This window comes from Hymenobacter endophyticus (assembly GCF_032464715.1).
Classification (GTDB): Bacteria; Bacteroidota; Bacteroidia; order Cytophagales; family Hymenobacteraceae; genus Hymenobacter; species Hymenobacter endophyticus.
This window is the reverse complement of record NZ_JAWDJT010000012.1, coordinates 106,203-129,622: the sequence shown is the minus strand read 5'-3', so window position 1 is coordinate 129,622 and position 23,420 is coordinate 106,203. Positions and strand designations below refer to the sequence as shown.

General features: G+C 60.5%; 27 protein-coding genes. 15 read left to right on the top strand and 12 right to left on the bottom strand.

Annotated elements, in window-relative coordinates; genetic code table 11:
* Nucleotides 1–14 precede the first annotated feature (14 nt).
* From ROI90_RS16925 to ROI90_RS16900, 6 genes are all read right to left on the bottom strand, one after another.
* The gene (locus tag ROI90_RS16925) at nucleotides 15–734 is read right to left on the bottom strand and encodes a hypothetical protein (protein WP_315999540.1); all 720 of its coding nucleotides are present in this window, start codon (nucleotides 732–734) and stop codon (nucleotides 15–17) included.
* A 26-nt stretch (nucleotides 735–760) separates the two neighbouring features.
* Nucleotides 761–1,903: a hypothetical protein gene (locus tag ROI90_RS16920; protein WP_315999539.1), complete on the bottom strand. Its 1,143-nt coding sequence runs from the start codon at nucleotides 1,901–1,903 to the stop codon at nucleotides 761–763.
* Between the two features lie 2 nt (nucleotides 1,904–1,905).
* The gene (locus ROI90_RS16915) at nucleotides 1,906–4,596 is read right to left on the bottom strand and encodes a VirB4 family type IV secretion system protein (protein ID WP_315999538.1); all 2,691 of its coding nucleotides are present in this window, start codon (nucleotides 4,594–4,596) and stop codon (nucleotides 1,906–1,908) included.
* Nucleotides 4,565–4,903: a hypothetical protein gene (locus ROI90_RS16910; RefSeq protein ID WP_315999537.1), complete on the bottom strand. Its 339-nt coding sequence runs from the start codon at nucleotides 4,901–4,903 to the stop codon at nucleotides 4,565–4,567. Before ROI90_RS16910 ends, ROI90_RS16915 begins: the two co-directional genes overlap by 32 nt.
* Nucleotides 4,904–4,934: 31 nt before the next feature.
* Nucleotides 4,935–5,384: a hypothetical protein gene (locus ROI90_RS16905; protein ID WP_315999536.1), complete on the bottom strand. Its 450-nt coding sequence runs from the start codon at nucleotides 5,382–5,384 to the stop codon at nucleotides 4,935–4,937.
* Nucleotides 5,385–5,455: 71 nt separating this feature from the next.
* Nucleotides 5,456–6,115 (bottom strand): hypothetical protein, encoded by a 660-nt coding sequence (locus tag ROI90_RS16900; RefSeq protein WP_315999535.1) that lies wholly within the window; start codon nucleotides 6,113–6,115, stop codon nucleotides 5,456–5,458.
* Nucleotides 6,116–6,500: 385 nt separating this feature from the next.
* On the opposite strand from ROI90_RS16900, the gene ROI90_RS16895 reads away from it, so the two are divergent.
* The 5 genes from ROI90_RS16895 to ROI90_RS16875 all read left to right on the top strand — a co-directional run bounded on the left by ROI90_RS16895 (nucleotide 6,501) and on the right by ROI90_RS16875 (nucleotide 13,896).
* Nucleotides 6,501–6,890: a hypothetical protein gene (locus tag ROI90_RS16895; protein WP_315999534.1), complete on the top strand. Its 390-nt coding sequence runs from the start codon at nucleotides 6,501–6,503 to the stop codon at nucleotides 6,888–6,890.
* Nucleotides 6,856–11,628 (top strand): toprim domain-containing protein, encoded by a 4,773-nt coding sequence (locus ROI90_RS16890; RefSeq protein WP_315999533.1) that lies wholly within the window; start codon nucleotides 6,856–6,858, stop codon nucleotides 11,626–11,628. Before ROI90_RS16895 ends, ROI90_RS16890 begins: the two co-directional genes overlap by 35 nt.
* 25 nt (nucleotides 11,629–11,653) lie before the next feature.
* Nucleotides 11,654–11,965, top strand: a complete 312-nt coding sequence (locus ROI90_RS16885; protein ID WP_315999532.1) for a hypothetical protein — start codon at nucleotides 11,654–11,656, stop codon at nucleotides 11,963–11,965.
* 42 nt (nucleotides 11,966–12,007) lie between these two features.
* Complete coding sequence (locus ROI90_RS16880; RefSeq protein ID WP_315999531.1) at nucleotides 12,008–12,394, top strand: DUF3127 domain-containing protein; 387 nt, start codon at nucleotides 12,008–12,010, stop codon at nucleotides 12,392–12,394.
* Between the two features lie 410 nt (nucleotides 12,395–12,804).
* Nucleotides 12,805–13,896, top strand: a complete 1,092-nt coding sequence (locus tag ROI90_RS16875; RefSeq protein WP_315999530.1) for an IS110 family RNA-guided transposase — start codon at nucleotides 12,805–12,807, stop codon at nucleotides 13,894–13,896.
* On the opposite strand, the gene ROI90_RS16870 is transcribed toward ROI90_RS16875, so the two are convergent.
* From ROI90_RS16870 to ROI90_RS16860, 3 genes are read right to left on the bottom strand one after another with little or no spacing between them, the layout of a single operon-like run.
* Nucleotides 13,893–14,126 carry a GDCCVxC domain-containing (seleno)protein gene (locus ROI90_RS16870; RefSeq protein WP_071884577.1) on the bottom strand — a complete coding sequence of 78 codons (234 nt, stop codon included), beginning with the start codon at nucleotides 14,124–14,126 and terminating at the stop codon, nucleotides 13,893–13,895. The two genes, ROI90_RS16875 and ROI90_RS16870, sit on opposite strands and share 4 nt — an antisense overlap.
* 14 nt (nucleotides 14,127–14,140) lie before the next feature.
* Entirely contained in the window at nucleotides 14,141–14,758 is a 618-nt protein-coding gene (gene merTP / locus ROI90_RS16865; RefSeq protein ID WP_044017963.1) for a mercuric transport protein MerTP, read from the bottom strand.
* Nucleotides 14,755–15,138, bottom strand: a complete 384-nt coding sequence (locus ROI90_RS16860; protein WP_044017964.1) for an ArsR/SmtB family transcription factor — start codon at nucleotides 15,136–15,138, stop codon at nucleotides 14,755–14,757. Before ROI90_RS16860 ends, merTP begins: the two co-directional genes overlap by 4 nt.
* A 437-nt stretch (nucleotides 15,139–15,575) precedes the next feature.
* Here ROI90_RS16860 and ROI90_RS16855 point away from each other — a divergent pair, with 437 nt between their 5' ends.
* The 9 genes from ROI90_RS16855 (at nucleotide 15,576) to ROI90_RS16815 (ending at nucleotide 20,196) form a co-directional block, all read left to right on the top strand.
* Nucleotides 15,576–15,848 (top strand): hypothetical protein, encoded by a 273-nt coding sequence (locus tag ROI90_RS16855; RefSeq protein WP_315999529.1) that lies wholly within the window; start codon nucleotides 15,576–15,578, stop codon nucleotides 15,846–15,848.
* A 252-nt stretch (nucleotides 15,849–16,100) separates the two neighbouring features.
* Nucleotides 16,101–17,066 (top strand): ArdC family protein, encoded by a 966-nt coding sequence (locus tag ROI90_RS16850; RefSeq protein WP_315999528.1) that lies wholly within the window; start codon nucleotides 16,101–16,103, stop codon nucleotides 17,064–17,066.
* A 200-nt stretch (nucleotides 17,067–17,266) separates the two neighbouring features.
* On the top strand, nucleotides 17,267–17,554 hold the full coding sequence (locus tag ROI90_RS16845; protein ID WP_315999527.1) for a hypothetical protein: 288 nt from the start codon (nucleotides 17,267–17,269) through the stop codon (nucleotides 17,552–17,554).
* Nucleotides 17,555–17,556: 2 nt separating this feature from the next.
* Entirely contained in the window at nucleotides 17,557–17,832 is a 276-nt protein-coding gene (locus ROI90_RS16840; RefSeq protein ID WP_315999526.1) for a hypothetical protein, read from the top strand.
* Nucleotides 17,833–17,848: 16 nt separating this feature from the next.
* On the top strand, nucleotides 17,849–18,082 hold the full coding sequence (locus ROI90_RS16835; protein WP_315999525.1) for a hypothetical protein: 234 nt from the start codon (nucleotides 17,849–17,851) through the stop codon (nucleotides 18,080–18,082).
* A gap of 124 nt (nucleotides 18,083–18,206) precedes the next feature.
* The gene (locus ROI90_RS16830) at nucleotides 18,207–18,773 is read left to right on the top strand and encodes a hypothetical protein (protein ID WP_315999524.1); all 567 of its coding nucleotides are present in this window, start codon (nucleotides 18,207–18,209) and stop codon (nucleotides 18,771–18,773) included.
* A 16-nt stretch (nucleotides 18,774–18,789) separates the two neighbouring features.
* Entirely contained in the window at nucleotides 18,790–19,443 is a 654-nt protein-coding gene (locus tag ROI90_RS16825) for a hypothetical protein (protein WP_315999523.1), read from the top strand.
* On the top strand, nucleotides 19,443–19,823 hold the full coding sequence (locus ROI90_RS16820; RefSeq protein WP_315999522.1) for a hypothetical protein: 381 nt from the start codon (nucleotides 19,443–19,445) through the stop codon (nucleotides 19,821–19,823). Before ROI90_RS16825 ends, ROI90_RS16820 begins: the two co-directional genes overlap by 1 nt.
* A 4-nt stretch (nucleotides 19,824–19,827) precedes the next feature.
* Complete coding sequence (locus ROI90_RS16815; RefSeq protein ID WP_315999521.1) at nucleotides 19,828–20,196, top strand: hypothetical protein; 369 nt, start codon at nucleotides 19,828–19,830, stop codon at nucleotides 20,194–20,196.
* Nucleotides 20,197–20,275: 79 nt separating this feature from the next.
* Here the strand turns inward: ROI90_RS16815 and ROI90_RS16810 are convergent, their stop codons facing one another.
* A complete protein-coding gene (locus tag ROI90_RS16810; protein WP_315999520.1) occupies nucleotides 20,276–20,449 on the bottom strand; it encodes a hypothetical protein in 174 nt (57 codons plus the stop codon).
* 96 nt (nucleotides 20,450–20,545) lie between these two features.
* On the bottom strand, nucleotides 20,546–21,073 hold the full coding sequence (locus tag ROI90_RS16805) for a hypothetical protein (protein ID WP_315999519.1): 528 nt from the start codon (nucleotides 21,071–21,073) through the stop codon (nucleotides 20,546–20,548).
* Between the two features lie 183 nt (nucleotides 21,074–21,256).
* Between ROI90_RS16805 and ROI90_RS16800 the strand changes: the two genes are divergently transcribed.
* Nucleotides 21,257–22,900, top strand: a complete 1,644-nt coding sequence (locus ROI90_RS16800) for a DUF4942 domain-containing protein (protein ID WP_315999518.1) — start codon at nucleotides 21,257–21,259, stop codon at nucleotides 22,898–22,900.
* A gap of 69 nt (nucleotides 22,901–22,969) precedes the next feature.
* On the opposite strand, the gene ROI90_RS16795 is transcribed toward ROI90_RS16800, so the two are convergent.
* Nucleotides 22,970–23,302: a hypothetical protein gene (locus ROI90_RS16795; protein WP_315999517.1), complete on the bottom strand. Its 333-nt coding sequence runs from the start codon at nucleotides 23,300–23,302 to the stop codon at nucleotides 22,970–22,972.
* Nucleotides 23,303–23,420 lie beyond the last annotated feature (118 nt).

Genomic DNA, 23,420 nt, shown 5'->3' with positions numbered 1-23,420 from the left:
GTAAGTAGGGGCGGTTAACGAATGGCGGCTTCAGTCTGGGCGGCCTGCGCGGCGGCCTGCTGGGCATCCCGCAGCTGCTGGCGGTCACGCTCGGCCTGCTGCTCCTGAATGGCTTGCTCCGCGGCCGAGAGCGGGGCGCTGTAGGGGATGAAGTCGAAGCCGGAAATCTGGATGCCGTATGGGTTCTTTTCCGAGCGGTCCGTCTCGACGAGCGTAAAGGCGGCGGCAATGGAAATCGGGGTGCTTTGCCGGTCCGCCATGAAGGTTTTCTGCTTCATGTACACTTTCCCGGTGCGCGGGCGCACGTCGTTGCGCAGCACGATGCTGTCTACCTTGACCATCGTGCGGGAACCGAACTTGCGGTAGTTCTCGTACACCTGGCCTTTTTTGAATTCCTCGTAGAGACGACGGCCGCTCAGCGCATCCGACAGGCTCAGGGCCGTATTCATGTGGTCCGTGAAGGTGGCCTCGTCGTGCTGAAACATGTTCTGGACGAAGGTGCGTACCAGGTTGCGGTACTCGAACTCGGAATGTTCATCCGGGGAGGCAGCGACAGCGGCTTGGGTTCCCAGGGAGCCGACCACGTACACGCGCTGGCCGACTGTGCCGTAGGCGTGACGCAGGGTGAGGACGAAGAAAATGGAGGTTACCAGCACGATGGCCAGGCTGGCCATCGTCATGGTACGCATCGTGGAATAGGTTTTATCCAGGTCCTGGATTTTGCTTTTGCTCATGGCGTGGAGAGAGAAAAAAGGATGAATCAGACGGTAGCCCGCCGGACAGAATTATTAATGGCCGCATTGACGGTCGGCACTTGCGAGGGGGCAGCCGGAGGGGGGGAGGACATAGCCGCCGGAGCGGCCGGGGCCCCGGCCGTTGCGCCGCTGTCGCCACCGCCGCCAACGCGCTTCAGCATCCGGCCGGCCGCATCGGCCATGCCGCCGCCGGCGGCCATCGGACTGGCCACGCTCACGCCCGTTGAGGCCACGGCGGATGCCGCGCCGGCCACGGCTCCGACGAAGCCTTGCACGGCCGAGGAGCCGATAACCCAGCTGGTCATCGAGGGCACCATGAAATACATGATGATGAACACGATGCAGGCAATGAGGTATTCGGCGTTATTCTGGCCGGAGAGCACGTTGTTGAAGCCGCCGGTACCAATGGTTTTGGCGTCGGAAAAGGCGTTAAACAGCACATCCAGCAAAGCGAACGTGACCGACCAGAGCTGGATAGTAATGTAGTTCTGCAGCCAGTGGCGCCAGAGGGAGCCGAACGGGGGAATGGCTGACAGCACAATGGAAATCGGCCCCGCGCAGAACAGGAAGCCCAGGGCGAACATGCGGATGTAAAGCATGATGTTGCGCACCAGCAGCACCGTGGATTGGGTCACGAAGCGGTAGAGCAGACTCTCGATGCTGAAGTTGGTCAGCGCATCCACGATTTGGGAGAACTGCTGCTTGGCGTCGGTCAGCAGGTCGGTCAGGCTGGCATCCCCGTTGAGCACTTCTTCCGCCGTGGGGCCGGTGGGCGTGCCGGTCATGGCGTTCTGCATGAGCATGAGCGTGTCGTAGGCGCTTTTGCCTTTGAGCGGTTCCCGGATCAGATCCGTAACCGCCCCCACCATCCCCCCGATCATCGGGGCCAGCTCCCGGTAACTGACCAGGGCAATGGCAATGAAGAACAGCTTGAACAATGCGCCCAGGTCGATCTGCAGGGAGCCCGAAAGCAGGTAGCCCCGCGAAACCGTGTAGGTCAGCGTCATCATCATCAGCGTCGGCAGGATCTGCGTCAGGCACAGCACGATGATGTTATAGGCCGCATCATACGCGCCGCTAGACATGGCCGGTACCAGGTCGGAGCCCCCGATGCCGCTTTGCAGCAGCAGGGTCATCAGCAGGCCCATGATCAGGCGAGTACCGCTTCCCCGAGCGGTGCGGACATTTCCAGGCTGGTCGGGATGCTTCCCTGGGTAACCAGGCCGGCCTTTTTCCGCAGCACGAATTCATCTACGGCCGGGGCCAGCCGGGGGACTTTCCGCAGCACGAAGCGTTGGGTGCCGTCCTCATTGAGCAGCAGCTTGCCCTGTTCGTCCCGCTCCGGTACGCGCTCCTCAAACTGGTACATTTCTACCAGGGCCTGCAGATAGTCCCGGTCAGTCGGCGTCGAGGACAGAATAGCGGCCAGCTCGGGCGACACTTCCAGCGTGTACACGCGGCCCCGGTCCCCCTGTTTGATGAAGAACTCCCGGTAGTTGCCGTCCGGGCCATTGGCCTTGCGCAGCGAGCGGATCAGGTCAATGTCATGGGACGTGAACGACAAGGCCCGCTGCAGTTGCGGCAGTACGCCGGGCACGGCGGCGTGGCTGAGAATGATGCGGGTGCTGGTGTTGTTGATAATGGCCGACCCGATGGGCGAGGACTCGATTTCCTGGATGCCCTGCGTGATGATCCCGATGCTGCCATTGAGCTTGCGGATCGTGCGGTACATCAGCTCAATGAAGTTTTTCAGGCCGCCGGTCATCATAGACCAGGCCTCATCCATCAGGATATACTTGATGTCGCGGGGGTATTTCCGGAACAGGTCCATGGCCAGTTCGGTAATGAGCATGGCCACTACCGGATACAGGGTCGGATCAGTCTTGATGTTCACCATATCGAACACGATCAGGCGGTATTCCGACAAGTCCCGGTCGCGCACGGCGTTCAGCACCTTCTCGTAGCGCCCGCCCTTGCAGTATTCGCTCAGCACCAGGAAAAATTGGTCCATGTCGATGAACTGAATGTCCTTGGCGTACTGCTTCCGTTCGGCCAGCTCCGCGGGGCTGAAGTCGGGCGAAGCGGGCGTGTGCATACGGTTGTGGTAGTCCCGGATGAAGTCCACGAAGGTTTGCATTCGCGGGAACCGTTCGATGGCGTCGTGGCCGAGCTGTGGGTCCTCGTTGAGGCTGCGATAGAAATTGCGGAGGAAACGGGTGAGCAGCGTCCGTTCGGCCTTATCGAGCGTTTCCTCTTTCCCCCCATTGCCCCCGCCTTTCCAGATAGCTTGCAGCAGTTCCAGCAGGAAGTTGAGCTTGTCGTCCCCGAGAATCCAGCGGTTGGTTTCCGGGTCACGCATCATGAAGAAGGGGTTGAACTCAATCGGGTTCTGCGGATCGTATTTGAAGTAGCAATTCTCGAAGTCCGCCCCGGTGAGCGAACGGGCAACGCCCTCGTAGGTGCCGCCCACGTCGATGATTATCTGCCGGGCCTTGTTCTCGTACCGCTGGGCAATGAAGTTGCCCATGGTAAACGATTTGCCGGTGCCGGAAGGACCGATGGTCAGGGTGTTCTGGTTGTCCTGGTTGGTATCAAACAGGTTGACCAGAACCAGATTCCGGGAGCGGTCGGCCAGGTATTCACCGGACTTGGTCGAGCGGTAGGTAGTCGTCCAGTGCCAGTAGCTGCCGGCGCGGTCGGCCAGCGTCGGCAGCCAGCGTTCCGGCAGCTGCGCTCCGTTGCCAGGCATGGAAGCCATCAGCAGCGGCAAGGTGAGGTGCGATTCAACGACGGGTTCCGCCCCGAGCATGGCCCGGATAGCGGCCGTCGTTTTCTGGACGGCTTCCATGCGCCGTTCGGCGTTACTGTCCCACAGTAGCACCGACAGGTGCATATCCACGAGCAGCTTGTTGTCGGCCACCGCTTCGGCTTCCAGTTCCTCCAGCTCGGCCACGCGCAGGTGGTTGTCGGCGGTGGCAAACGTGCTCAGCGAGGAATTGAGCTTTTTGTCCCGGGTAAAGCTTTTGAGCTGCTCCCGGGTGTCGTGCACGTACAGCGACTGGGTGAGAATGTGCGGGGCCTGCAGGAAGTGCGTGAGCGGGTAGACCAGGGGCGAAGCCACGCCGTAGCTGTTGGTGACGTGGGAGAAAGTTTCCGTGCCCTGACCCGACAGCGAGACGATGTTGAGCTGCTTCTCCCCGACCGAAACAATGCCTCCTTCGTTGAGAATCTCCCGCTCGAAGGAAGTAGGCGTAGTGGAGAATTCCAGGTTGAAGTACTGGTGCACCAGTTGCATTAAGTGCTCATCCCGCAGGCGTTCCAGATCCAGACCGGGCAGGCTGCGCATGGTCTGGACCAGCTCCATGCCCACGCGCTCGATGCGTTCCAAGGACAGCTGAATGCCGGGAAAGGGATTGTCAGGCAGCAGGGCGGAAGCGGCTTGATTGATCAGCGCGTTCAGCGGATTCACCCGCTTGGGCTGCTGCTTGGCCTGCTTTTGCGGGGGAATGGATAGAAACAGGTAGCTCTTGTGAAACAGAACCAGGTTGCCGTCATGGAAGGCCGCGCGCCGCTGATCAATGTAGGCGCCGGGCTTGGTTGGATGCAGGTAGGGCCGCTCGTAATACACATCGGTTTTCTGCAGCACGCTGCCGGCCGGCAGCGGACGCAGAGCCGATTGAAACGTGCTCAAGGCCTGCTCGTACGTTTCCCCGCTCCAGGATTCCATTTCCGGGTTACGGAGCTCAAAGCCTATGGCCACGCGGCCGTCGCGCAATACCAGGCAATTATCCAGAAACTGATGCACCGGACTAGCGGTGATCAGCGGTTTTGTTTTGCTCATGAGTCTGAGGGGTTACAGGCGAGTGAATCGGACCGAGCGTCAGGCGGCGGGGCTGGCGGATTTTGTAGGAAATCCAGCCCATGAGGTAGCCTGGTGGCTTATGTTTTGCCAGCCAGCGTAAGCCGAAAAAGAGGATGGCTGTCAGCAGCAGCAGGACCAGGTACGACTTGCTGGGGACGGGCAGCAGCATGCTCAGCACGCCGAGCAGAATGCCGCCACCGATGAGTAAGAGAGCAACAAAGCCCAGATCCTGGATGGGAATCCCCAGGACCTGGGCCGGGCGCTCAATGCTTTTGAACGTGCGCATGGCGTCAAGAAAAGCAGCGAGCCAGTGGGGCTTACTTCACACCACCGCCGGAAGTGGCACCCATGTTGGAGAAGATATCATCCTTGAAGGTCTGGAAGCCCGCGAAGATGATGATGCCACCCAGCAGCCACAGGCCGCTGGTCATGGCATCGGGAGCGCCGTCGATGAATTTTTTGGCGGTCCGCACCAGACCTACCATCAGGAAGATTAAGAAGACGACCTGACCGATGCCGATAGCCGTTTCCTGCACGTTCTGCATGGCGGCTTTGGCCTTGACACTCTGGGCGTTGGCACCGTGCGCGGCGGCCAGGGCGAAGAAGGCCATCCAGAACGTGCGCTCCGACTGCTTCATGTGGGCGAGCTTGTCGCCCACATTGTCCAGGGCGGCGTCAGCCTGCACCACGGCCATCGTGGTGGCGTTTCGCAGGGCTACGGCCTGGCCGAAGAGGGCTGCGACGAGTTTTTTAGATTTGGTAAGCATAAAAAAGTGGTGAAGGGTGAATAAAGCCGGGCGCGCTACACCCGAGTTTGCGCAAAAAGTGAGGGCGCATATCAGGCCATCTGCTGCTGGAGCAGGGGGATGTGCTGGCCCGTATCGGTTTCGACGAACATGGTGGTGCGGGACTTCTGCACTTGGGCCAGGGCGGCCGGATTGACTGCGGCTTTGCGGGAGGAGAAGCGTTTTGCGGGCGCCAGGCGCAGCTCCGGGGGCGCACTGACCTGCTGGGAGAATTCCTGGATCTGCTGATCCCCGCTGCCGCCGGCAGCTGGTTGGGCCGCAGCTGGTTGGGCCGGGGCAGCCGGAGCGGCAGCTGCTTCGGCCGCTTCCGCCGAGCCGGTATCGGCCGTGGGTGCGTCGGCCGTGGGTGCGTCGGCCGGGCAGGGGGCTGCTTCGGCGCTTTCGGAAACGGCGGTAGCCGGCTGCTCGGGTTGTTCGGCAGCTGCGTCGGCAGCTGCGTCAGTATCGGGCGGGGCAGTGGGCAGCGACAGCGGCTTGGGTTCCCCGAGAGCTGCTTGCAGTTGCTGCAGCGTCATCTGTAGCTGCTGGGCATAGGGCGTGCCCGTCTTGCCTACTACTTGCTCAACCGAATACACTTTAAGGGGAGCCGACGGGGCCGGGGCATCGGAGGCTGCTGCTGGGCTGGCCTCTTTCCGGCGGCGGCGGTACCAGAGCCCCACCAGTGCCAGGGAGCCAGCGATTGCTGCCACCATCAACACGCGCAGCACTCCCATTAGGGAAGCCGCCAGAAGTAACGCATGCAGGAGGGTAAAGCAGACCATGTGGCACCAAAGCATACCGGCGATTCATTCGTCCGGCTCAGCGGTGCCAAACTTAATCAATAATTCGTTTTTATATCATAATTAAATTTTCAAAAACTCACCCAAAGTTAATTTTTCATCGAGTTTCCAAGTACATTTACCGGCCGGCCGGGTGTGCTGGCAGAGGTCTGAAGACATAATCAGAATAGCGCCAAAAGCTATTTCGTAGATAATCAAAAAATCATGTTTAATTTGTTGTTGCAAACGACGGGTGCAACTGGCCATGTAGCTGGGCGTCCTTCAGAGCACAACCGACCTCTTCAAAATCCAACGCAGCATGAACGAGAAACTCAGAAAAGCACTCCTTCAGGGAGAGCTGGGCAAACTCACCGTTTCCTACCAGGAGGTGCTTGGTTTGGCTCAGGGCTTCCTGAAAAAACTAGGCCACGGCCGCCTTAAAGCCTTTGTCGAAGAGGTGGAAAAGGAAAATGAGGGTGAACGGGGCATGAACTACCAGGCCCTGATCACCCTGCGCAACAACAAAGCGAAGCGTCCAGCCCCCCTCATTGTCCAGCGAATTCTGCGCGACGGTATGGGCCTGGAAACGGAGTATCACCGGGAAGACGACCAGTACGTGTACCAGTTCAAGGACAAAGAGCAGGCGGGTGCCTTCGATGCACTCAAAAAACTCTATGTCGAACAACCCCCAACAGAACCGACCGAATGATTCCGGTGAGCTGGATCATTTCAAACGCAACATTGACCTGACCGCTTATGCCGTTGCCCAGCACGGCTACCAGGTAAAGGAAGAAAGTCGCCGCGGCGACTGGCAGAAGCTCTCCAAGGAGGGCGAAACCCTGATTGTTACCCGCAAGGGCGACCACCAGGTGTACATGAATACCGGTGACGATAACGACCGGGGCTCCATCATCGACTTCGTGAAATCGCGGGGCGGCGCGTACGGCCAGGGCCTGAACCTGGGACAGACGCGCCAGCAGCTGCGCCAGTACCTGAACGAAGATGGGCCGCAACGTGACCAGAAGACCCTGGCGGAAGCTCCCAAACCCGAACGCATCGCGTCGCTGAAGGAGATTCCCCAGGGTCTTTCGCTGGAGGAGCGCCGCAACGTGCTCATTGCCGACGCGCTGGGCGTGCAGCCCAAGCTGGAAAACCGCAGCTACCTGCACTCGCGCGGCATCTCGGACCAGACCATCGACAATCCCGCCTTTCAGGGCCGCGTGTTCACGGCCCGGGGCAAATACGAAAACACGGCCTTTCCCCTCTATAACCAGACCGGTATCATCTCGGTCGAGGAGAAGAACACGGGCTATAAGCACATGCTGCCGTTGCCCAAAGAGGGATTGTGGGTCAGCAAGATGACGGAGCCGGGCAAACCGCTGGATCGGTTGGTCGTAACGGAGTCCGCCATCGACGCGCTGAGCAAGCACCAGCTGGACCGGCGCGACGGCAAGCCCCAGCCCAACACGATGTACCTGGCCACGGCCGGCACCGTCACCGAGCGGCAGGTTGAGCTGATTCAGCTCATCATCGACCGCCAGAAGCCAAAGGAAGTGGTACTGGGCCAGGACAATGATCCGGGCGGGCGGCGCTTCAACATCAACTACCTGAACGACCTGCAGCCCCCGCGCACCCGGCAGCCCGGCAGCACCAACGAGCTGCCGCTCATTGAGCAGCTGGCCCCGCCGGTAGCCTGGCACGCCGGCACCTCGGGCAAGTACTCGACCAACCTGAAAATTGAATTCAATACCGAAAAAGCCCACGAGGGCCGGACGGCCGTAAGCAATCTGGCCGACCGTATTGCCCAGCTCAACAGCGGCGACCAGCAGCGGGATCAGCCCCCGCTGAGCATGGACGTAATCCGCACTTCGTCCACGCAGACGGTCGTGCGCGTGACGGCACTTAACGCCGATATGCCGGCCCTGGAGCTGCTGTCGCGGGAATTGCACCAGCAGCGGGAGGACAAGCTGCAGCAGCTGGACCCGGCGCGTAATCCGGGCTTCCTGCGCATCGAGTACCCGCAGAGCAAGGACTTTACCCGGGACCTGGAGCTGATGAACCAGGGGCTGAAAGGCGAGCAGCTGTCGGCCCAGGCCCAGCTGGAGGTACAGCACAAGGAGGAAATGACCCGCCAGAAAAACCTGCAGGCCCAGAAGGAGCAGGAAGCCCGCGACGAAGAGCGCCGCCAGCAGGCCGAGCAGCGCCGCCAGGAAGAGGAAGCCCGGAAGCAGAACACGCCCGAGGCCCAGAAACAGCACGAGCAGGAGGACAAGGCCTTCGGCAACGCCCTGCTGGGCATTGCGGTTGCCGATGCGCTGACGCCCCGGCCGCAGGCCCAGGCGGAGGTAGGTGTTGCGGGAACCGGTAAAGTGGGTTCGGCAGCGGGCACCGAGGTTTCCGAGGGCGCTAACGAAGCATACAACCAGTTGAAGGGCGCGTACCAGGGGGTGAACGGGGCCGCGCTGGCGCAAACCCTGGCGGAAACGGCTGCACGTAGTAGCCGGCCGGAAGTTTCGCCGGTAGAAAAGGCCTTTGCGCCGGTCCAGGCGGCCGATGACCTGCAGGCACTCGCTCAGCTGGCCGCCCGGCTCAACGAACGGGATACCCGCGTCGGCATCGTGGAGGTGCGCGAGGCCCCGGCCATCCCCTCATTCATCATCGAGGGGCCGGCTGGCCAGCGGGAAAGCAGCTCCTACGCCAATAAGGTGCTGGATTCGCTGGAGAAATACGGGGCCGAGGTGAAGAATACCGACTGGCCGGAACGTGACATGGTCCGGACCGGGCTGGAATCAACGCGGGTTCACTTCGCGTACAAAATCGACGATGAGCGGCAGCCGCAGCTGCACGAACTGCTGCAGCGGCTGGAAAAAGAACCAGGTGTAACCGTGACCGATAACGGAACCGCTGAGCGGCAGGCCGCAGCCACGGCCCGGGGTACGACCGTGGCCGTGGAGATGCCGGAGCGGGGCCGTCAGTGGGACGAGGGGACGGCCGTCGTGCTGCTGCGCGACACGCCGGACAACCGGGAGTCGTTCGAGCGGGCCGGGGCCCGGGTAGAAGGCGTGCGCACCACTGATCAGGAGCAGGCCCTGCTGATTAAGTATCCCTTGAATGCGCCGGAGGTTGTCGCCTTGGTCAGCCGCGCCCTGGACCGCCAGGTAGAAGAGGAGTACAAGGATCAAACCGGCAGCGGTGTGGGTGTACTGAAAGCCGGTGTTGTCTACGAAAACTCGATGGCCCGGGAAGCCCGTCAGCATATGGCTGATCAGCAGCTGGGGCCGGAAATGGCCCTTGGCGTTATCACGGTGCAGGAAGCCCGCACGGCCAGCCTTAATGATCCGGCCCGCACGGAATACACCGAGAAGCTCAGTGGCAAGCTGGCAGAGCTGGGAGCCATCACGGAGGTAGTTGCCGGCACGGCCGCAGCCAGCTCCCCCGCTCATCAGGCCGGGCTCGTGGAAAATCGGATTGAGTTTGCCATTCCCGTCAATGGGCGGCACGAGGCCCAGTTGGTCAACCTGTTGGATACGATAACCCAGCAGCCCGGCGTGAAGCTCGAAACATCCACCCCGGATCATGCCTGGCGGGACATCGACCAGCGGTATCCGGCCGGCAATATGCCGTGGGAGAATCTGCCGGAGCGCGACCGGCCGTTGCTGGAGCGGCAGGCAGTGCTGACGGTGACGGAAGAGAAATTGCCCGCCCTCGAACCAATCCGCACGACCCTGGAAGCGCAGGGCGCTATCGTTGGGGTACCCGAACGGGTGGAGGGTGTATATGCCGGACCGGAGCGGTTTACGGTGCCCGTCACGTATCAGCTCGACAGCCCGCGCATCGAGGGTATCCGGGAGGCTTTCGATACCATCAGTCGAAATGCCCCGGCCGACGGCTCCCTGAATCTGTGGACGGGCACCTACATCCAGCAGCGAGAGCAGCTGCACGAAGTTGTGCCCAATCTGGCTCCGCTGGCACCGGCTGCGCCGCAGCGGGAGCAGGAGCCCTTACCCTGGGAGGCTGGCCAGGGGCTGCGCGCCCCTGCCTTCGAAGCCGCGCCGGAGGCCCTGCGCTTCCCGGCGGCGGATCATCCCGTACGCTACACGGAATTGGTCGTGGCCGACTCCCCTGCCGGCCGGCAGCGTCTGGAGCAAGCAGCCGCGCAATTGCAGGCCGCCGGCGCAACGCCGGGTGCCATTACGGAAGGCGGTGAGCAGCAGGCTACGCTCAATCTGCGCATCGGCTACCGGATCGACCAGCCCGAGCTGCCGCAGGTGCACCAGCAGCTGCAGCAGCTGGCCCAGGGCGCGGACGACGTGCAGGTGAAAGACCGGGCCGGTCAGGTGGCGGAACGCACGATAGAAGCCGCCCGGCTGCAGCGCGAGCCAGGCGTGAACTGGGAGCAGGCTCAGCAGCAGCAGCAGGGCCGCTACGCCGACGTGGCCACGCCGGCTGCGGAAGCCGCGCCCCGGGCGCAGGGCAGCGGCGCTGAGGTAACTGCCGCCCCGGCCAGCGCCCCGAACGAAGCCCCGGCCGCTCCGTTGCGGGCTCCGTTGTACTCGGAGGCCTCCGAGGCGCTACGCCAGCCCGACACGAGCCACCAGGTGCGCTACACGGAGATTTCGGTACTTGACCGCGGCTACAATGAGGATACATTGCGCTTGCTGCGCAAGCAGTTGCAGGAGGCCGGGGCGACGGTCGATGAAATCCGGCCCGTGGCCGGCGTGGCCGACCAGCCCCGCCTGGGCATGATGGTCGGCTACCGCGTAGATCAACCGGAGCTGCCGCAGATTCACCAGCAGCTCAGCGACGCCCGCAGCCAGGACGTCGTGTTGATCCGGGAGCGCAACGGCCAGGGCTGGGAACGGGGACGCGAGGTGGAAAACCGGCAGAACGACCAGCAGCGCACCGCCGAGGGCCCGGGCCAGCCCGTCCCCCCGGCAGTAGCCCAGCAGCAGGTAGATGCCCGCCAGCAGGCCGAGGAAAGCCGTACGCTCACTTCCAAAGCCGATCAGCAGCAGCTGCAGGCCAGTGCCCACGGAGCGGAAGGACGGCAGGAAACCCAGCAAGCCGCCGACAAGGCCCGCACGGCCGAGAGTGGCGCCAGCCTGCAGGCCAAAGTAGTCGTCGAGGATAAGCCTGACCAGGCCCTGAAGGACGTGCCAAACGAACGGGCCCAGCGCGTGGCGGATGCCTTCGAGGCCGCAGGAGCCAAGACCGGGGAAGCCAAGGCCGTAGTGGCCGACAACGGTATCCGGCGTACCGAATACGATGTCAGCTACCGCACGGATTCGCCAAGCATCCGCGAGATCAACACCACGTTCGAGCGGGCCGCCCGCTCCAACAGCGTGCAGGTGCAGGAAACCGGTGAGGCCCAGACGCTTCGCCAGCAGGCGGCCGCCCGCGCTGAGAAAGCGCAGCCCCAGCGGCAGGCCAGCGAAATCGAACGCTAACCCTTTCTTCCCAACCGCCCATCTTATGCGCTTTCATCTGCATGGCTATCTGCTTCCCTGTCCGCCCGCCGCCGGGCAGGATTCCGCCGCCGATTCGCAGCGGCCCGCCTTCCGCCTCCGCGTTACGGACTCGTACAGCCCACGTCCCTACCTGGTATTCCACGTTGACGATAAGCTCCCCATCGTGTTACCCGAAATCGGTACGCACGTCGAGGTCAGTTTTGACATCTGGGGCCAGGCCGGCACTGAGGCCCACAACGGGCCGCTGCTAATGGCCTGGGGCTGCAGCCCCAGCCCGCGCCCCCGCTCCGGGGCATTACCCGCTTTCACCCTGTAACTTTTTTTCACGGACGAATCGTCCTTATTTTCCTTCTTCTGTATGACCAGTTCCTACGAGGCCGTTGGCCGCATTCACGAAATCTTCGACGAGCAACAGGTAAGCGAGAAATTCCGCAAGCGGGAATTTGTGCTTGAAGTTGTTGAAGGACAGTATCCGGAGCACATCAAGTTTCAGCTGAGCCAGGATAAAACCTCTCTGGTCGATAGCTTCAAAATCGGCGACGAAGCGAAGATCTCCTTTAACCTTCGCGGCCGCGGCTTCAGCAAAAATGGCCAGATTCTCTACTTCACCAACCTGGAGGCCTGGCGCATCGAGAAAACTTCCAATGCGGCACCGGCCCAGCAGCAGAAACAGCAGCCCGCCCGGACCGCTCAACCTGCCGCCCAGCCCGTCGGGAGCGACGATGACAATGATCTTCCCTTTTAAGTAAGGGTCCATCCTGAATGAGAAAAAGGCTCCCACGGCACGATGGGGGCCTTTTTCTTTAGGTAGCTACCGATTATGCGGTTTCGGTGCGTGGCGGGCGTGTCCCTTCGGGCCGGGCTATCCGGGGCTCCGCTGCCGCTGCGGTCCTTCGGACTAAACCCCTCCTATCCCTTGTATGATTGCAGTGCCTTTCGTAGAAGGGTAGCCAGAAAAGGAAACGAGGTCACCAACTATCCCTAAATGCGGGGCTTCGGCCCTGACATTGCGCGTTAGAGACTGTGCCTCGTTTCCCGTTTTTGCCTGAAGACTGAACAGTATGGAGGGAGCCCGGCGTTGGCATCCCGCATTTGTGCAAGGAGAGTTGCGGTAAAAACCGGACTGGCTAGTTCTTCCCCTTTTTTCATTTCCTTATGCCTACCGCCCATCCCTGCACCAGCCCACTCAAATTTGTCGTGGGCATCGCCATTGCGAAAGATACTTTCGTCGCCTGTTTTGGGCAAATTGATGCCCGCCAGCACCTGCGCTTCGGCAAACAGACATCATTCGACAACACGCTGACTGGCTTTGCTGCTTTGCTTAGTTGGACTGAAAAACAAGCGGTGCTGCCGGCTCCCATTTGGTTTGTAGTAGAGGCCACAGGCGTCTACTACGAAGAACTGGCCTATTTTCTAAGTGATAAGGCGCAAGCACTCAGCGTGCTCCTCCCCAACAAGGCGAAGCATTTTGCACAGAGCACCGAGCAAAAGAGCAAAACGGACCAACTTGATGCGCGCTTACTCTGCCGGCTCGGGTTGGAGCGTGCCTTGCCTGCCTGGCAACCGCCCTCACCAGCCTTACGGCAATTACGGGCGCTGGCCCGCGAGCGGCAAAGCTTAACCGGACATGGGGCACGCCTCAAGGTGAAAATCCATGCCTATCAGCACAGCTATCAACCCGATGCCCGTTCCCTGTCCCGCTTGGCCACCCAACAAACACTTATTCAGCAGCAGTTGCTCGCCGTTGACCAGGACCTCGCCGCCTTGCTGGAAGCGGAACCCGAACTTGGTCGCAAGTTGAGACAGCTGACGAGTGTGCCTGGCATCGGTTTGACCACCGCTATCGTGGTCGTCGCCGAAACCAGCGGCTTCGTGCTCGTGGATAACGAGCGGCAACTGGCTTCCTACGCCGGGTTGGATGTAGTGCAACGCCAAAGTGGGCTGTTTGCCGGAGCCACGCGCATCTCGCGCCGAGGGAACGTACGCTTGCGTACGGCCCTTTATCTACCGGCTATCAGCAGCTTGCGTTACAACCCGCAGCAGATGGCCTTCTATACCCGACTGCGGGCGAGACACCCCAACGGCAAGCCTGGTGTGATTGCGGTCATGCGCAAACTCCTCCTGCTTTGCTACTCTCTGTGGAAAAATGACCGGATGTACGACCCGCAGTACCACCCCGCAGTTAACGAATTAGCAGCAGCGCTCGAATCCGTTCACCCCGAAACCAACGAGAAAGCACCAGTTTAGCCGCAGCAACTTCCTGAACCTTGTTCCTGAATGGGCGGACAGGGCACCGAGCCATAAGAGCAGTACACGCAGCAATCACCGGCCAGCGGTTTCAAGACCGTGTGGCAACTCGTGCATTCGTAGAAATATTGACAAGCGTCGGTCGGCATTTGCTCCGCTTGCGCGTGGCCGCATACCGGGCACGTTAGGACGGAAGTAAGCAACGGGGCCTTTGGTTCGAGCGTAAGCATGGAGCAGGGGGAGGTTAGTTCGTGGCCAGCACTTTGTAGCCAGTGCCGTTAATAGCTTGGGCGACCTGCGCGGCGGGGCTTTTGGCCGCATCAAAGCGGACTTGCGCTGTGCCCTGGTCGTAGGAAACGGTCACGGCCTGCACGCCCGGCAGCTGCTGCACCGCGTGCTCGACGTGTTTCGCGCAGGCGTCGCAGGTCATGCCCCCGATGCGGTAGTTCGCCGTTTGCCAGACCGGTCCGGCTGCACTTGCGGCCACTGGAACGGGTGCGACTGGGGTGGGGTACAACTTTGCCCCGTAGTAAGGGAAGGCCAGCAGCAGCGCCGCCAGTACCGTTACCACACCTAGGAAGACCTTGGACTGCATAAAGGTGGGTTTTGTGTCCACTGTGCAGCCGCAGGCATCGGCGGCCGGCGCTGGTTTGAGTTGCTGATACCAGGCAAAGCCCAGTGCACCCACGGTAAGGGCTACTGAGTAGGGCCGCAGGGGTTCGAGCCAGGCAAAGGCCGAGGCCACGCCGCCCAGGCCCCCCAGGACCGCCAGCAACGGCGTGATGCAGCACAGCGACGCGGCCAGCGCCGCCACCAAGCCGGCCCCGAGCAGGGGTTTGTTGGAAGAAGGGGAAGTATTCATAAGGCCGATTGAAGCGAAGGAGTGGCCGCTAAGCCCGCCAATAGCGGTTGCAGAATGGGTAAATGCGGTTGGCTGAGGGCATAAAACACGGTCTGGCCGACCTTATGGGCGTGCAGCACGCCCCCATCTTTGAGCTTGCGTAAGTGCTGGGACACGGCCGAGACGGTCATTTGCAGCACGTCGGCGATGTCGCACACGCACAACTGCTGTTCGTCGGCCAGTAGCAGCAGAATTTTTAGGCGCACCTCGTTGCCGGCCAGGGCTAGGACCGAGGCCAGGGACTGAAGGGCCGGCTCAACGTGCGCCAATCGCGCCTGGCACTGCTCGATACGGGCCGTATCAGCGAATACCCGGATGCAGGCAGTAGCTTTTTTAGTCATGGTTATGCAAAGGTACTACTTGCGAATTTAAGCAATTGCTAAAATAAAAAGTTTCTTCTTTTTAAGCTAAAGCGCAGTCTTTGCTTGCATTTCATCACAGTATCTCACGCGACATACCCTCCCGGTAAGCCCTGAAATTCCCCGGCACCGCGCCCCCCCGCACAACCCGGCCACCGTGGCTGAAAACGCCACCGTGGCCGGGTTAGCCCCCCCCCGATGAAACAAGGCCGAAACGGACGCAGCATCGCACTGAAAAAGTGCCATGCTGCGTCCGTTTCTACCGAGTTGATTAGATGAAATATCGGGCGGTAAGGGGGAAAGGCCCGGCTGCTTAAAGTAGGTGGCGGAATGATCTGATAAGTGGATCAAAAACGGCGTAAATCCGTATATATACGTAGCTGCCAGCGGATACATGCCGGCTGATTAATGACTTGAATATGGCCCCTGTTATTGCCCCCCTCGTCCCCCTCATTACGCAGATCACTACCCGGCTGCAGGCCCGCACCGGCTACCGGCTGGTAGCGAAAGAACATCTACTGGACGGAAGCGGCTACTTCCTGATTGAGTACCGGGACAAACCCACCTTCGAAATATTCCTGTCGCGCGAGCAGATGGGTTGGCCCGTGGAGGCCATCGTCGAGCATCTGGCCGCCCGGACGCACAACTACTATTTCGGGTGGGCCGCCCGCACGGGCCGCCGCACGGTCTGAGCGGCCGGCTCGGGGCCGGGAACGGAATACTCAGGGCGAGGTGGCCCGCCGAATCTGGCGGGCCACCTCATTGCTTTTTACGGGCTGGCGGGGGGGGGGGGGGGGATCCAAAATTCGGGGCAGTGGGGAGAAAGATCGGGCCGGACGAGAAAGTCACTTTTTTGATTTAATCATTGCATCAAAAAGACGGGGTAAGACGTATATATACTTAGAAATCAGGCAACAAAGCCCGATTCTTAATCCCCTACTCCGATGAGCAAGAAGCCCGCCACCGCCCCCGCCGCCACCACTGCCAAGCGCAATGTGTATGAGGTTGTAACCAACCTGATTATCGACCAGCTCGAAAAGGGCGTGGTAGCATGGAAACAGCCGTGGAGCCAAGGGGCCAACGGCATCTGGCCGAGCAACTACGCCACTAAGCGCGAGTATTCCGGCTTCAATGCGTTTTACCTGAATCTGGTAGCCGCCGGCCGCCCAGCGCTGTATTTGACGTACAATCAGGCAAAGGCACTCGGGGGGCAGGTTCGCCGAGGCGAGAAGGGCCACCTGATTACCTTTTTCCGTCCGGCCGAGCGCACCAAGCCCGCCGCCGAAGGCCAGCCCCAGCCCGAAGGCAAGAAGAAGGAGCAGCGCGGAACTCTGCAATACTTTACCGTTTTCCACTATTCGCAGATTGACGGGATCGACTTCGAGTTGCCCCAGCCCCGCGAAGAAGCACAGGTACCCACCATTGAGCAGGCTGAGGCGCTGGTTGATGCTTACACCACCAAGCCCGCTATCCGCTTCATGCAGCAGCGGGCGTACTACTCCCCCGGCCTCGATTACGTGAATATGCCCACCCGCGAGAGCTTCACAAATTCCGGCACGTACTACAGCACGCTGTACCACGAGCTGGTGCACAGCACCGGCCACCAGAAACGCCTGAACCGGGACGGAATCGTAAACTGGGTAGGCTTCGGCGCGGAGAACTACGCCAAGGAGGAACTGATTGCAGAAATGGGTGCGTCGTTTCTGTGCGGGATGGCCGGCATTGATCCCGGCATTATGGCCCACAATGCCGCCTATATCGCCAACTGGCTGCAGGCCCTGCGCAACGATAACAAGCTAGTGATTCAGGCCGCTTCGCAAGCAGAAAAGGCCGTCCGGTTCATGCTGGCCCCCGAGGTTGCCGAAAGCGACGAGGACCAAGAGCAGACCAGCAGCGAGGCCGGCGAGTAGGCCGGCACCGGCCCGGCTCCGAAAGGGGCCGGGCGCGGTTCCGCGATTGGCCGGGGCGGGGCATCGAGCCCCGCCCCGGCCAGGGGAGTTGCAGAAAGCGGGGCCGTGGGGGAGAAAGGTGGGTGGATCGAAATGATGATGTAATTACTGCATCAATGCCCGGCGTTATATCGTATAAGAAGTATAACAAAAGACAGGTTATGCACCCCGACTACTTGCATCCCGACAGCCCGAAATGGTACCGCCCGCACGTAAAAATACCGCGTAAGCTCAAAAAGCGGTTGAAAGCTACCGAGGGTTGGAAGGCTTGGCGAAAAAAGGACTATTACGTGTACGGCTACGGCTGGGACGTGGAGTATGACGAGTTCAGCAGCACCGTGTACCGGCGGGTGGAGTTCCAGTTCACCCGGAAGGCGGAGTATCTGTTTCTACGCCGCGAAAACCGCCGCCGGAAACGCTTGCAGCAGGCCCCCTTTTACCCCTTCTAGCCATGCGCAGAAGCAAGAAGGCTCCCGATATTTTCCAGATGACGGAACCGGAGCTGGCCGAGCATGTGCGCCAGCTCGCGGCCCGGCTCGTCGAGTACGAGAACCAGCCGGAGAACCGCCAGCAGGGCAAGGGCATTCACCTGCTAACGCCGAAGGCGCGCAAGCGCAGCCAGGCAATGGGCTGGGATATCTACCACGCCACCCGGCAGTTGCGCACGCTGCGCGGGGAAACCATTAACGATGCCGGCTACACCGGCCGCAACTCTAACCGCCGCTAAGCGGCCCCCCTTTCCCATGGAACAGAAAGCAGCTCCCCCCATTGAAAACATCTATTTCGTGTACGATGAAATAGACAGTCCCATCTGCGGTACGTGCCCTTTCTGTGAGGGGGAGGCGTATTTGGCGGAGGCCGCGCAGGCTGCGCACCAGGTCGAAAACCACACGGAAATACCACTGGACATTCCCCAGGGGCTGGCCTGGTGCCCAGGTTGTGGAAAGGCGGTGGAAGCGGTGCCGGAAGAGGGGTAAACTTTTTGCGTGAAATAAGGCACTTCCCCCGGTTTTTGATTTAATTATTGAATCAAAAGCAGGGGGAAGTTCGTATAATCAGTAGTAACCAGCCGCTCGAAATACGATGAAAACTGTAGCTCAAATGAACGCCGTCTGTGCCCGAATGGAAGCCTGCCAATCCACTCTGTCGCGGCTGGCAGCCGGCGGCCGTATCCTGAGCGGCGGGGCGGGCCACACGCTGGAGCCGACCTACCGCTACTACTGGGTGAGCACGCCCACCCAGTCCCGTCTGTTGGTGTATGCCTACCCCGAAGGGGAGCGGTGGGGCGGAAAGCCCATCATCTACTACATCCAGGGGGAGGAAATTACCGGGCCCACCAGCCGGGTGCCGGCCCCGCTGGGCTGCAACGCGGAGTATCTGGCCGACCTGTTTACAAAGGTGATGCACGAGGTGGATTCGCTCGACGGGCAGCGGCTGCTGGAGGTCACCACGCCGGCCCGGGCGACCTGGCTGCTGGCCACGTACCTGCACCGGCCCGACCGCATCCCGGAGAGCTTTGAAACGGTGCTGCTGTTGCGCCCGGAGAATGCATACGCCGCGGCCTACGTGCGGCGCTGGCAGCCGACGCTGGCAACGCTGATGACGCCGGCCATTGTGGCGAAAGTGCTGGCCATGCCCGAGCCGGTACCCGCCCCTACTCACTGCTAACCTTTTGTTTCTGACCATGGTACTCATCAATCTGACCGATCAGCCGCTGAACTTTTGGTTTAACCGCAAGAACGGGGAGGCCCTGCCCCTGAACTTTGAGCTGGTACTTCCCTTCGTGCTGGAAGAGGAGGCCCAGGATTGGGGATGGCACCGCCTGGAGCTGCCGGCCGGGCACTTCACGATGGGCGCCGGGGCGTCGGACGAGCCAGCACTGGAGCCAAGTATGTTTGCCGGGGTGCGGGGCCAGTGGCCGGAAATGAACGACCCGTACGTGTACGCGCTACCCCATGGGCGTTTCGTGCAGGTGCGCACCCAGGAGCCCCGACACGAGAGAGACCCGTATTCCTTCCTGAGGGCCTTTGAGCTGATCCCAAGCCACCCGCCCATGCCCCTGCTGGAATTGCCGGCCGAGGTGCAGCTACCTACCCGGCCGGCACAGGCGGACGAGTCGTTGCCGGCGGAGGCATTAGGCGTGGAGCCCTATTGCACGTTCGTAAAGGCCACCTTCACCACGTACACCCACCGCGAGGAAGTCACGCTGGAACTGCCGCTGGACTTCTACTCGATGCCGCAGATCCAGCAGGAAGTTCTGCTGGATGAGGAATACGATGCCTGGCTGTTGGGCGGGCGCACCACTTACACAATCCACGAACCCCAAGCCGCGGCCTGATGCTGACACTACCCTCCCCCCCATTGCCCGACGTGGCGGCCGCCGCCGAGCAGCTACGCCATGATCCGCAGATGTTGCACCGCACCCAGGACCAGGCCCGGTCGGCGCTGCTGTTTGCCCAGCTCCGGGCTACTCAGGAAGAGGCCCGGCTGCTGGCCCGGGCCCTGGAGGCGCTCAACGAGCCGGAGCCGCTGGCCACCCGCGTTTACCTCATCAGCCGCGCGTACCGGCACGCCGGCCGGCTGATGAGCGAATGGGCCGGGCGGGGCGGCCAGGACGACCGGCCGCGCCTGACCACCCAGGAGGAAAACGCGCGGGAGTGGGAACGGCGGGAACAGTTTTTGCTGGCCGTGAGTCGTAATCTTGAATCCGCAGCCTGATCGTATGCGCTTACTCTATCCCCCTTACAACCGCACGCTGGCCGCCGCCGCCGTCGGCACGGTGCTGGCCATTGCGCTGGCCGCTGTTCTGCAACGTTTCCTGCCGCCGCTGCCGGTGCTGGCCGTCGCTTTCCTTGGGTTGCACTTGGCGGCCGGGCCGCTGCAACAGGGTTCCGCGTTGAGACGCCTGGAGTACCGCCGTTCCTTTTTGATTCTGCTACTAGGCCAGGCTAGTCTGGCCGCCGATTTCATCACCGAGGCCATCCGCCACCCCGCCCCGCGCTATGGGCTGCTGCTGGGCTTCGTGGGCGGGGCTATGCTGGTGCTGGTGCTGCTGGCCGGATTGCGGCTGCGCCTTTACCGCCGAAGCTAGATAGCGGGGCCGTTGGGAGGAATGTCGCCAGAACCGAAAAGCGGCCCGGAGCACGTTGCCCGGGCCGCTTTTTTGCGGATTAGTCCATTTCCAGATCGTGGCTCAGCTCGCGGGCCTCAAAGTCGGCGGCGTCGTCCTGGTATCCGTCCTCATACTCGAAGTCCCCCCCCGGGCCGTCATCATACGGGCCGTACTCGTCACCGTCCATTTCCACATCTTCGGCGTAGCGGGTGTCTTCCTGGTAGTCGTCCATATTAGGGACTATTTGGAGTTTATATACATATTATACGTTTATTTGGCTTGTTGAGTTGGATTATTATCATAATTAAGGTGGAAAATATTTACTGTATCAGACCGGCAGCCGCAGGAATTCCTGGGCCACGTCCTGCATCAGAACCGGCAGCAGCTTACCCAGATCCGTTACCTGCGGGTGCTGAATCACGTCATTGAAAAACTCGTGGCTGTTGTCTATTTCCTCCTCATCCAGCCCGTGAGCTCGTAGCACGGCTTGCCCTTGCTCGATGGCCAGCGTCAGGTTGTGGCAGAATACTTCTTCGATCAGGGCTCGGAGCTGGCCTTGTCCGTGGCTCAGGCGGTCATACTCCCGTTTATAGAACCGCCGCGCCTGCAGGTCGTTGGCTTGCGGCTGATCGGGGCGGGGCTTGCTGCATTCTTTGGCGTACTGAATGGGACCATCCAGGGGGCTGATGAACTCGGTATACACCTCATTCCACCTTTCCAGCACCTGACTAAGCGTCAGGGTAGCCCACTGCTCCGGCGTGCCCACGCGGGCGGCGGCCTCACTCAGTTCCGGCAGCGGAGTAGAGCGCAGCGCCAGTGTCTGTTCGGGAACGGCAGTAAAGAAGTCAAGTTGCATATTTTTTATACTTTATCCTTATTAGTATACGTTTTTAGGGTCTTTTTGTTGAATATATCCGATAATGGAGGATGAAATAAAGGTGCGGTAAATACGTTTTTTTTGATTTAATTATTGAATCAAAAAAGTATGTCATACCGTATAAAGGGTATAGGTTCAGTAGCCATTTTTCCCTTTCTGCGCATGTTGCATCCCGAGTTCTTTCCGACCCCCGCCGCCGTCATCGAAAAAATGCTGGAGCCTTTCTACGAGCAGCGCGAGCGGCCGTATCCGCATCGGATGCTGAAGCTGGCCGGTAAGACCGTGTTTGACCCGAGCGCCGGTAGTGGGGCGCTGCTCGATTACGTTGAGGAGTCGTTACGCAAGAACTACAGCGACCGGGGCGCGGCAAAACTGTATTGCTGCGAGGTAGAGCCCGACCTGAAGGCCACGCTCCAGGGCAAGCGACACCGCTTGGTCGGCGAGGATTTCTTACAGTATGAGGGAGATACCATCTTCGACCTGGTTCTGATGAATCCCCCCTTCAGCTGCGCCGATAAGCACATTCTTAAAGCCTGGCAGGTAGTGGGGGCCGGGGGTGACGTGGTGGCCCTGTGCAACTCGGAAACCCTGCGCAACCCTTACACCAAGACGCGCCAGCAGCTGGCGCGCGTCATCGAGCAGTACGGCCAGAGCGAAGAGCTGGGCCAGGTATTCCTGCAGGCCGAGCGGCCAACCGACGTCGAGGTAAGCCTGATCCGGCTGAAGAAGCCCCAGCAGGACAGCCCGTTTTCCTTCCAGTGGGAAAGCAAGGGCCGGGAAAAACACGCGGAGCTGGGCGAGCACCTGTATAAGGATCAGGTAGCCACCCGGGACGTGATTGGTAACATGATGGTGCAGTTTGACCAGCTGAAAGAGCAGTTTGTTGCCTTGTTGCGGGCCGTCGATGGGATCAACTTTTACGGAAAAGGGCTGGTGAACAGTGAGTACCGCTCGGCCTGGGAAGTGGCACAGGAAGTAGTCAGCAGACGCACCGGCCGCGGCGACTATGCCAGCTGCTACAACACCTTTACCGAAGCAATGCGGCAGGAGATTTGGGGGGCCATCCTGGATAAGCTCCATATCAAAAAGTACCTCACCCAGAAGGTGCAGGAGAACTTTACTGCCTTTGCGCGGGCCCAGGGCTACATGGAGGTTACACACGAAAGCGTGTGGTCGCTCATGAGCATGGTAATGGCCAACACCGGTACCATCATGAAAGAGGCCGTGACGGATGTTTTCGACGAGTTTACCGCCTACTACGAAGAGAACCGGGTCTATCAGGAGGGATGGAAGACAAATTCACGTTGGAAAGTGAATCGTAAGGTAATCCTTCCCTACTGGGTAAATCTGTGCAAGTACATGGAAACGTTTAACGTGTCGCGCCATGGCCAGTTATCGGACATTGACAAGGTACTCTGTTACCTCACCGGCACGGACTACGATAAATGCTACACGATTGCCCAGGCCCTGGAAACGCGTTTTCGTAGCCTCGGGCGCATCGGGAAGGGCTCCTTCTACAACGAGTGTCAAAGCGAGTTCTTCAACATCCGCTTTTTTAAGAAAGGCACGCTTCATCTCGAGTTCCGGCAGGAGAAGGTATGGCAAGAATTTAACCTGGCCGCCTGTGCCGGCAAGCAGTGGTTGCCCGAGCCGGAAATGAAGGCCTACCAGGAGCGGAAGCGCAGCCCGTTTGCGCCCGAGCCGCAGCCCGAGGCCGCCCCGGTGGCGGAGGTAGCCCCGGTGGCCACCGTGCGCCGGCTGGCCGGCCCCGGTACGCAGCTGAGCCTGTTGGATCTGGCCGCCTAAAATGCAGACCGCCCCGCCGGCAGAAGCGGCGGGGCGGTCCAGGAGGCACGGGGCCTGGAAATAAGTCGGTTAATCCAGAAAACGCATAACCAGCGACACCAGGGCGGCTAGGAGCATGCCGAGGCATGTTACCATGAATAGAAACTTGATTACGGATACTACTTTTCTGTGATGTGGATTCTCCTGCTTTTCCTCGATACTCTTTGACTTCTTGAAGGCTGTCAGATTAAACTGAAAGCCGGCTACCATGGCCAGAGTGAATAAGGATTTTGAGTAGGCAGGGAGGAAAAAGCCGGCTGCTACCAACACGATGCTGGGCAGGTTAACAATCAGGTACATAATAACCAGCCACTGCACCCGCAGCGGCGATGAAGGAACAGAGGTTGAAACGTTGGTTGACATAAGGTGATGCGTGAGATTGGTATAAAGCAATATTACGAGTTTATGATTAACTATAGATTGCATATCTGCTGAAAACAGACCGCTCCGCCGGCAGAACGGCGGAGCGGTAGCATTTCAC

What these genes read in the sequence shown, in the direction of transcription:
- ROI90_RS16895 (WP_315999534.1), top strand. Translation starts at nt 6,501, where the DNA reads ATGAACGAGAAACTCAGAAAAGCACTCCTTCAGGGAGAGCTGGGCAAA.
- ROI90_RS16915 (WP_315999538.1), bottom strand. Translation starts at nt 4,596, where the DNA reads ATGAGCAAAACAAAACCGCTGATCACCGCTAGTCCGGTGCATCAGTTT.
- ROI90_RS16820 (WP_315999522.1), top strand. Translation starts at nt 19,443, where the DNA reads ATGCTGACACTACCCTCCCCCCCATTGCCCGACGTGGCGGCCGCCGCC.
- ROI90_RS16910 (WP_315999537.1), bottom strand. Translation starts at nt 4,903, where the DNA reads ATGCGCACGTTCAAAAGCATTGAGCGCCCGGCCCAGGTCCTGGGGATT.
- ROI90_RS16855 (WP_315999529.1), top strand. Translation starts at nt 15,576, where the DNA reads ATGGCCCCTGTTATTGCCCCCCTCGTCCCCCTCATTACGCAGATCACT.
- ROI90_RS16875 (WP_315999530.1), top strand. Translation starts at nt 12,805, where the DNA reads ATGCCTACCGCCCATCCCTGCACCAGCCCACTCAAATTTGTCGTGGGC.
- ROI90_RS16800 (WP_315999518.1), top strand. Translation starts at nt 21,257, where the DNA reads ATGTTGCATCCCGAGTTCTTTCCGACCCCCGCCGCCGTCATCGAAAAA.
- ROI90_RS16885 (WP_315999532.1), top strand. Translation starts at nt 11,654, where the DNA reads ATGCGCTTTCATCTGCATGGCTATCTGCTTCCCTGTCCGCCCGCCGCC.
- ROI90_RS16860 (WP_044017964.1), bottom strand. Translation starts at nt 15,138, where the DNA reads ATGACTAAAAAAGCTACTGCCTGCATCCGGGTATTCGCTGATACGGCC.
- ROI90_RS16900 (WP_315999535.1), bottom strand. Translation starts at nt 6,115, where the DNA reads ATGGTGGCAGCAATCGCTGGCTCCCTGGCACTGGTGGGGCTCTGGTAC.
- ROI90_RS16795 (WP_315999517.1), bottom strand. Translation starts at nt 23,302, where the DNA reads ATGTCAACCAACGTTTCAACCTCTGTTCCTTCATCGCCGCTGCGGGTG.
- ROI90_RS16840 (WP_315999526.1), top strand. Translation starts at nt 17,557, where the DNA reads ATGCGCAGAAGCAAGAAGGCTCCCGATATTTTCCAGATGACGGAACCG.
- ROI90_RS16905 (WP_315999536.1), bottom strand. Translation starts at nt 5,384, where the DNA reads ATGCTTACCAAATCTAAAAAACTCGTCGCAGCCCTCTTCGGCCAGGCC.
- ROI90_RS16925 (WP_315999540.1), bottom strand. Translation starts at nt 734, where the DNA reads ATGAGCAAAAGCAAAATCCAGGACCTGGATAAAACCTATTCCACGATG.
- ROI90_RS16830 (WP_315999524.1), top strand. Translation starts at nt 18,207, where the DNA reads ATGAACGCCGTCTGTGCCCGAATGGAAGCCTGCCAATCCACTCTGTCG.
- ROI90_RS16845 (WP_315999527.1), top strand. Translation starts at nt 17,267, where the DNA reads ATGCACCCCGACTACTTGCATCCCGACAGCCCGAAATGGTACCGCCCG.
- ROI90_RS16815 (WP_315999521.1), top strand. Translation starts at nt 19,828, where the DNA reads ATGCGCTTACTCTATCCCCCTTACAACCGCACGCTGGCCGCCGCCGCC.
- ROI90_RS16880 (WP_315999531.1), top strand. Translation starts at nt 12,008, where the DNA reads ATGACCAGTTCCTACGAGGCCGTTGGCCGCATTCACGAAATCTTCGAC.
- merTP (WP_044017963.1), bottom strand. Translation starts at nt 14,758, where the DNA reads ATGAATACTTCCCCTTCTTCCAACAAACCCCTGCTCGGGGCCGGCTTG.
- ROI90_RS16805 (WP_315999519.1), bottom strand. Translation starts at nt 21,073, where the DNA reads ATGCAACTTGACTTCTTTACTGCCGTTCCCGAACAGACACTGGCGCTG.
- ROI90_RS16825 (WP_315999523.1), top strand. Translation starts at nt 18,790, where the DNA reads ATGGTACTCATCAATCTGACCGATCAGCCGCTGAACTTTTGGTTTAAC.
- ROI90_RS16850 (WP_315999528.1), top strand. Translation starts at nt 16,101, where the DNA reads ATGAGCAAGAAGCCCGCCACCGCCCCCGCCGCCACCACTGCCAAGCGC.
- ROI90_RS16810 (WP_315999520.1), bottom strand. Translation starts at nt 20,449, where the DNA reads ATGGACGACTACCAGGAAGACACCCGCTACGCCGAAGATGTGGAAATG.
- ROI90_RS16890 (WP_315999533.1), top strand. Translation starts at nt 6,856, where the DNA reads ATGTCGAACAACCCCCAACAGAACCGACCGAATGATTCCGGTGAGCTG.
- ROI90_RS16870 (WP_071884577.1), bottom strand. Translation starts at nt 14,126, where the DNA reads ATGCTTACGCTCGAACCAAAGGCCCCGTTGCTTACTTCCGTCCTAACG.
- ROI90_RS16920 (WP_315999539.1), bottom strand. Translation starts at nt 1,903, where the DNA reads ATGGGCCTGCTGATGACCCTGCTGCTGCAAAGCGGCATCGGGGGCTCC.
- ROI90_RS16835 (WP_315999525.1), top strand. Translation starts at nt 17,849, where the DNA reads ATGGAACAGAAAGCAGCTCCCCCCATTGAAAACATCTATTTCGTGTAC.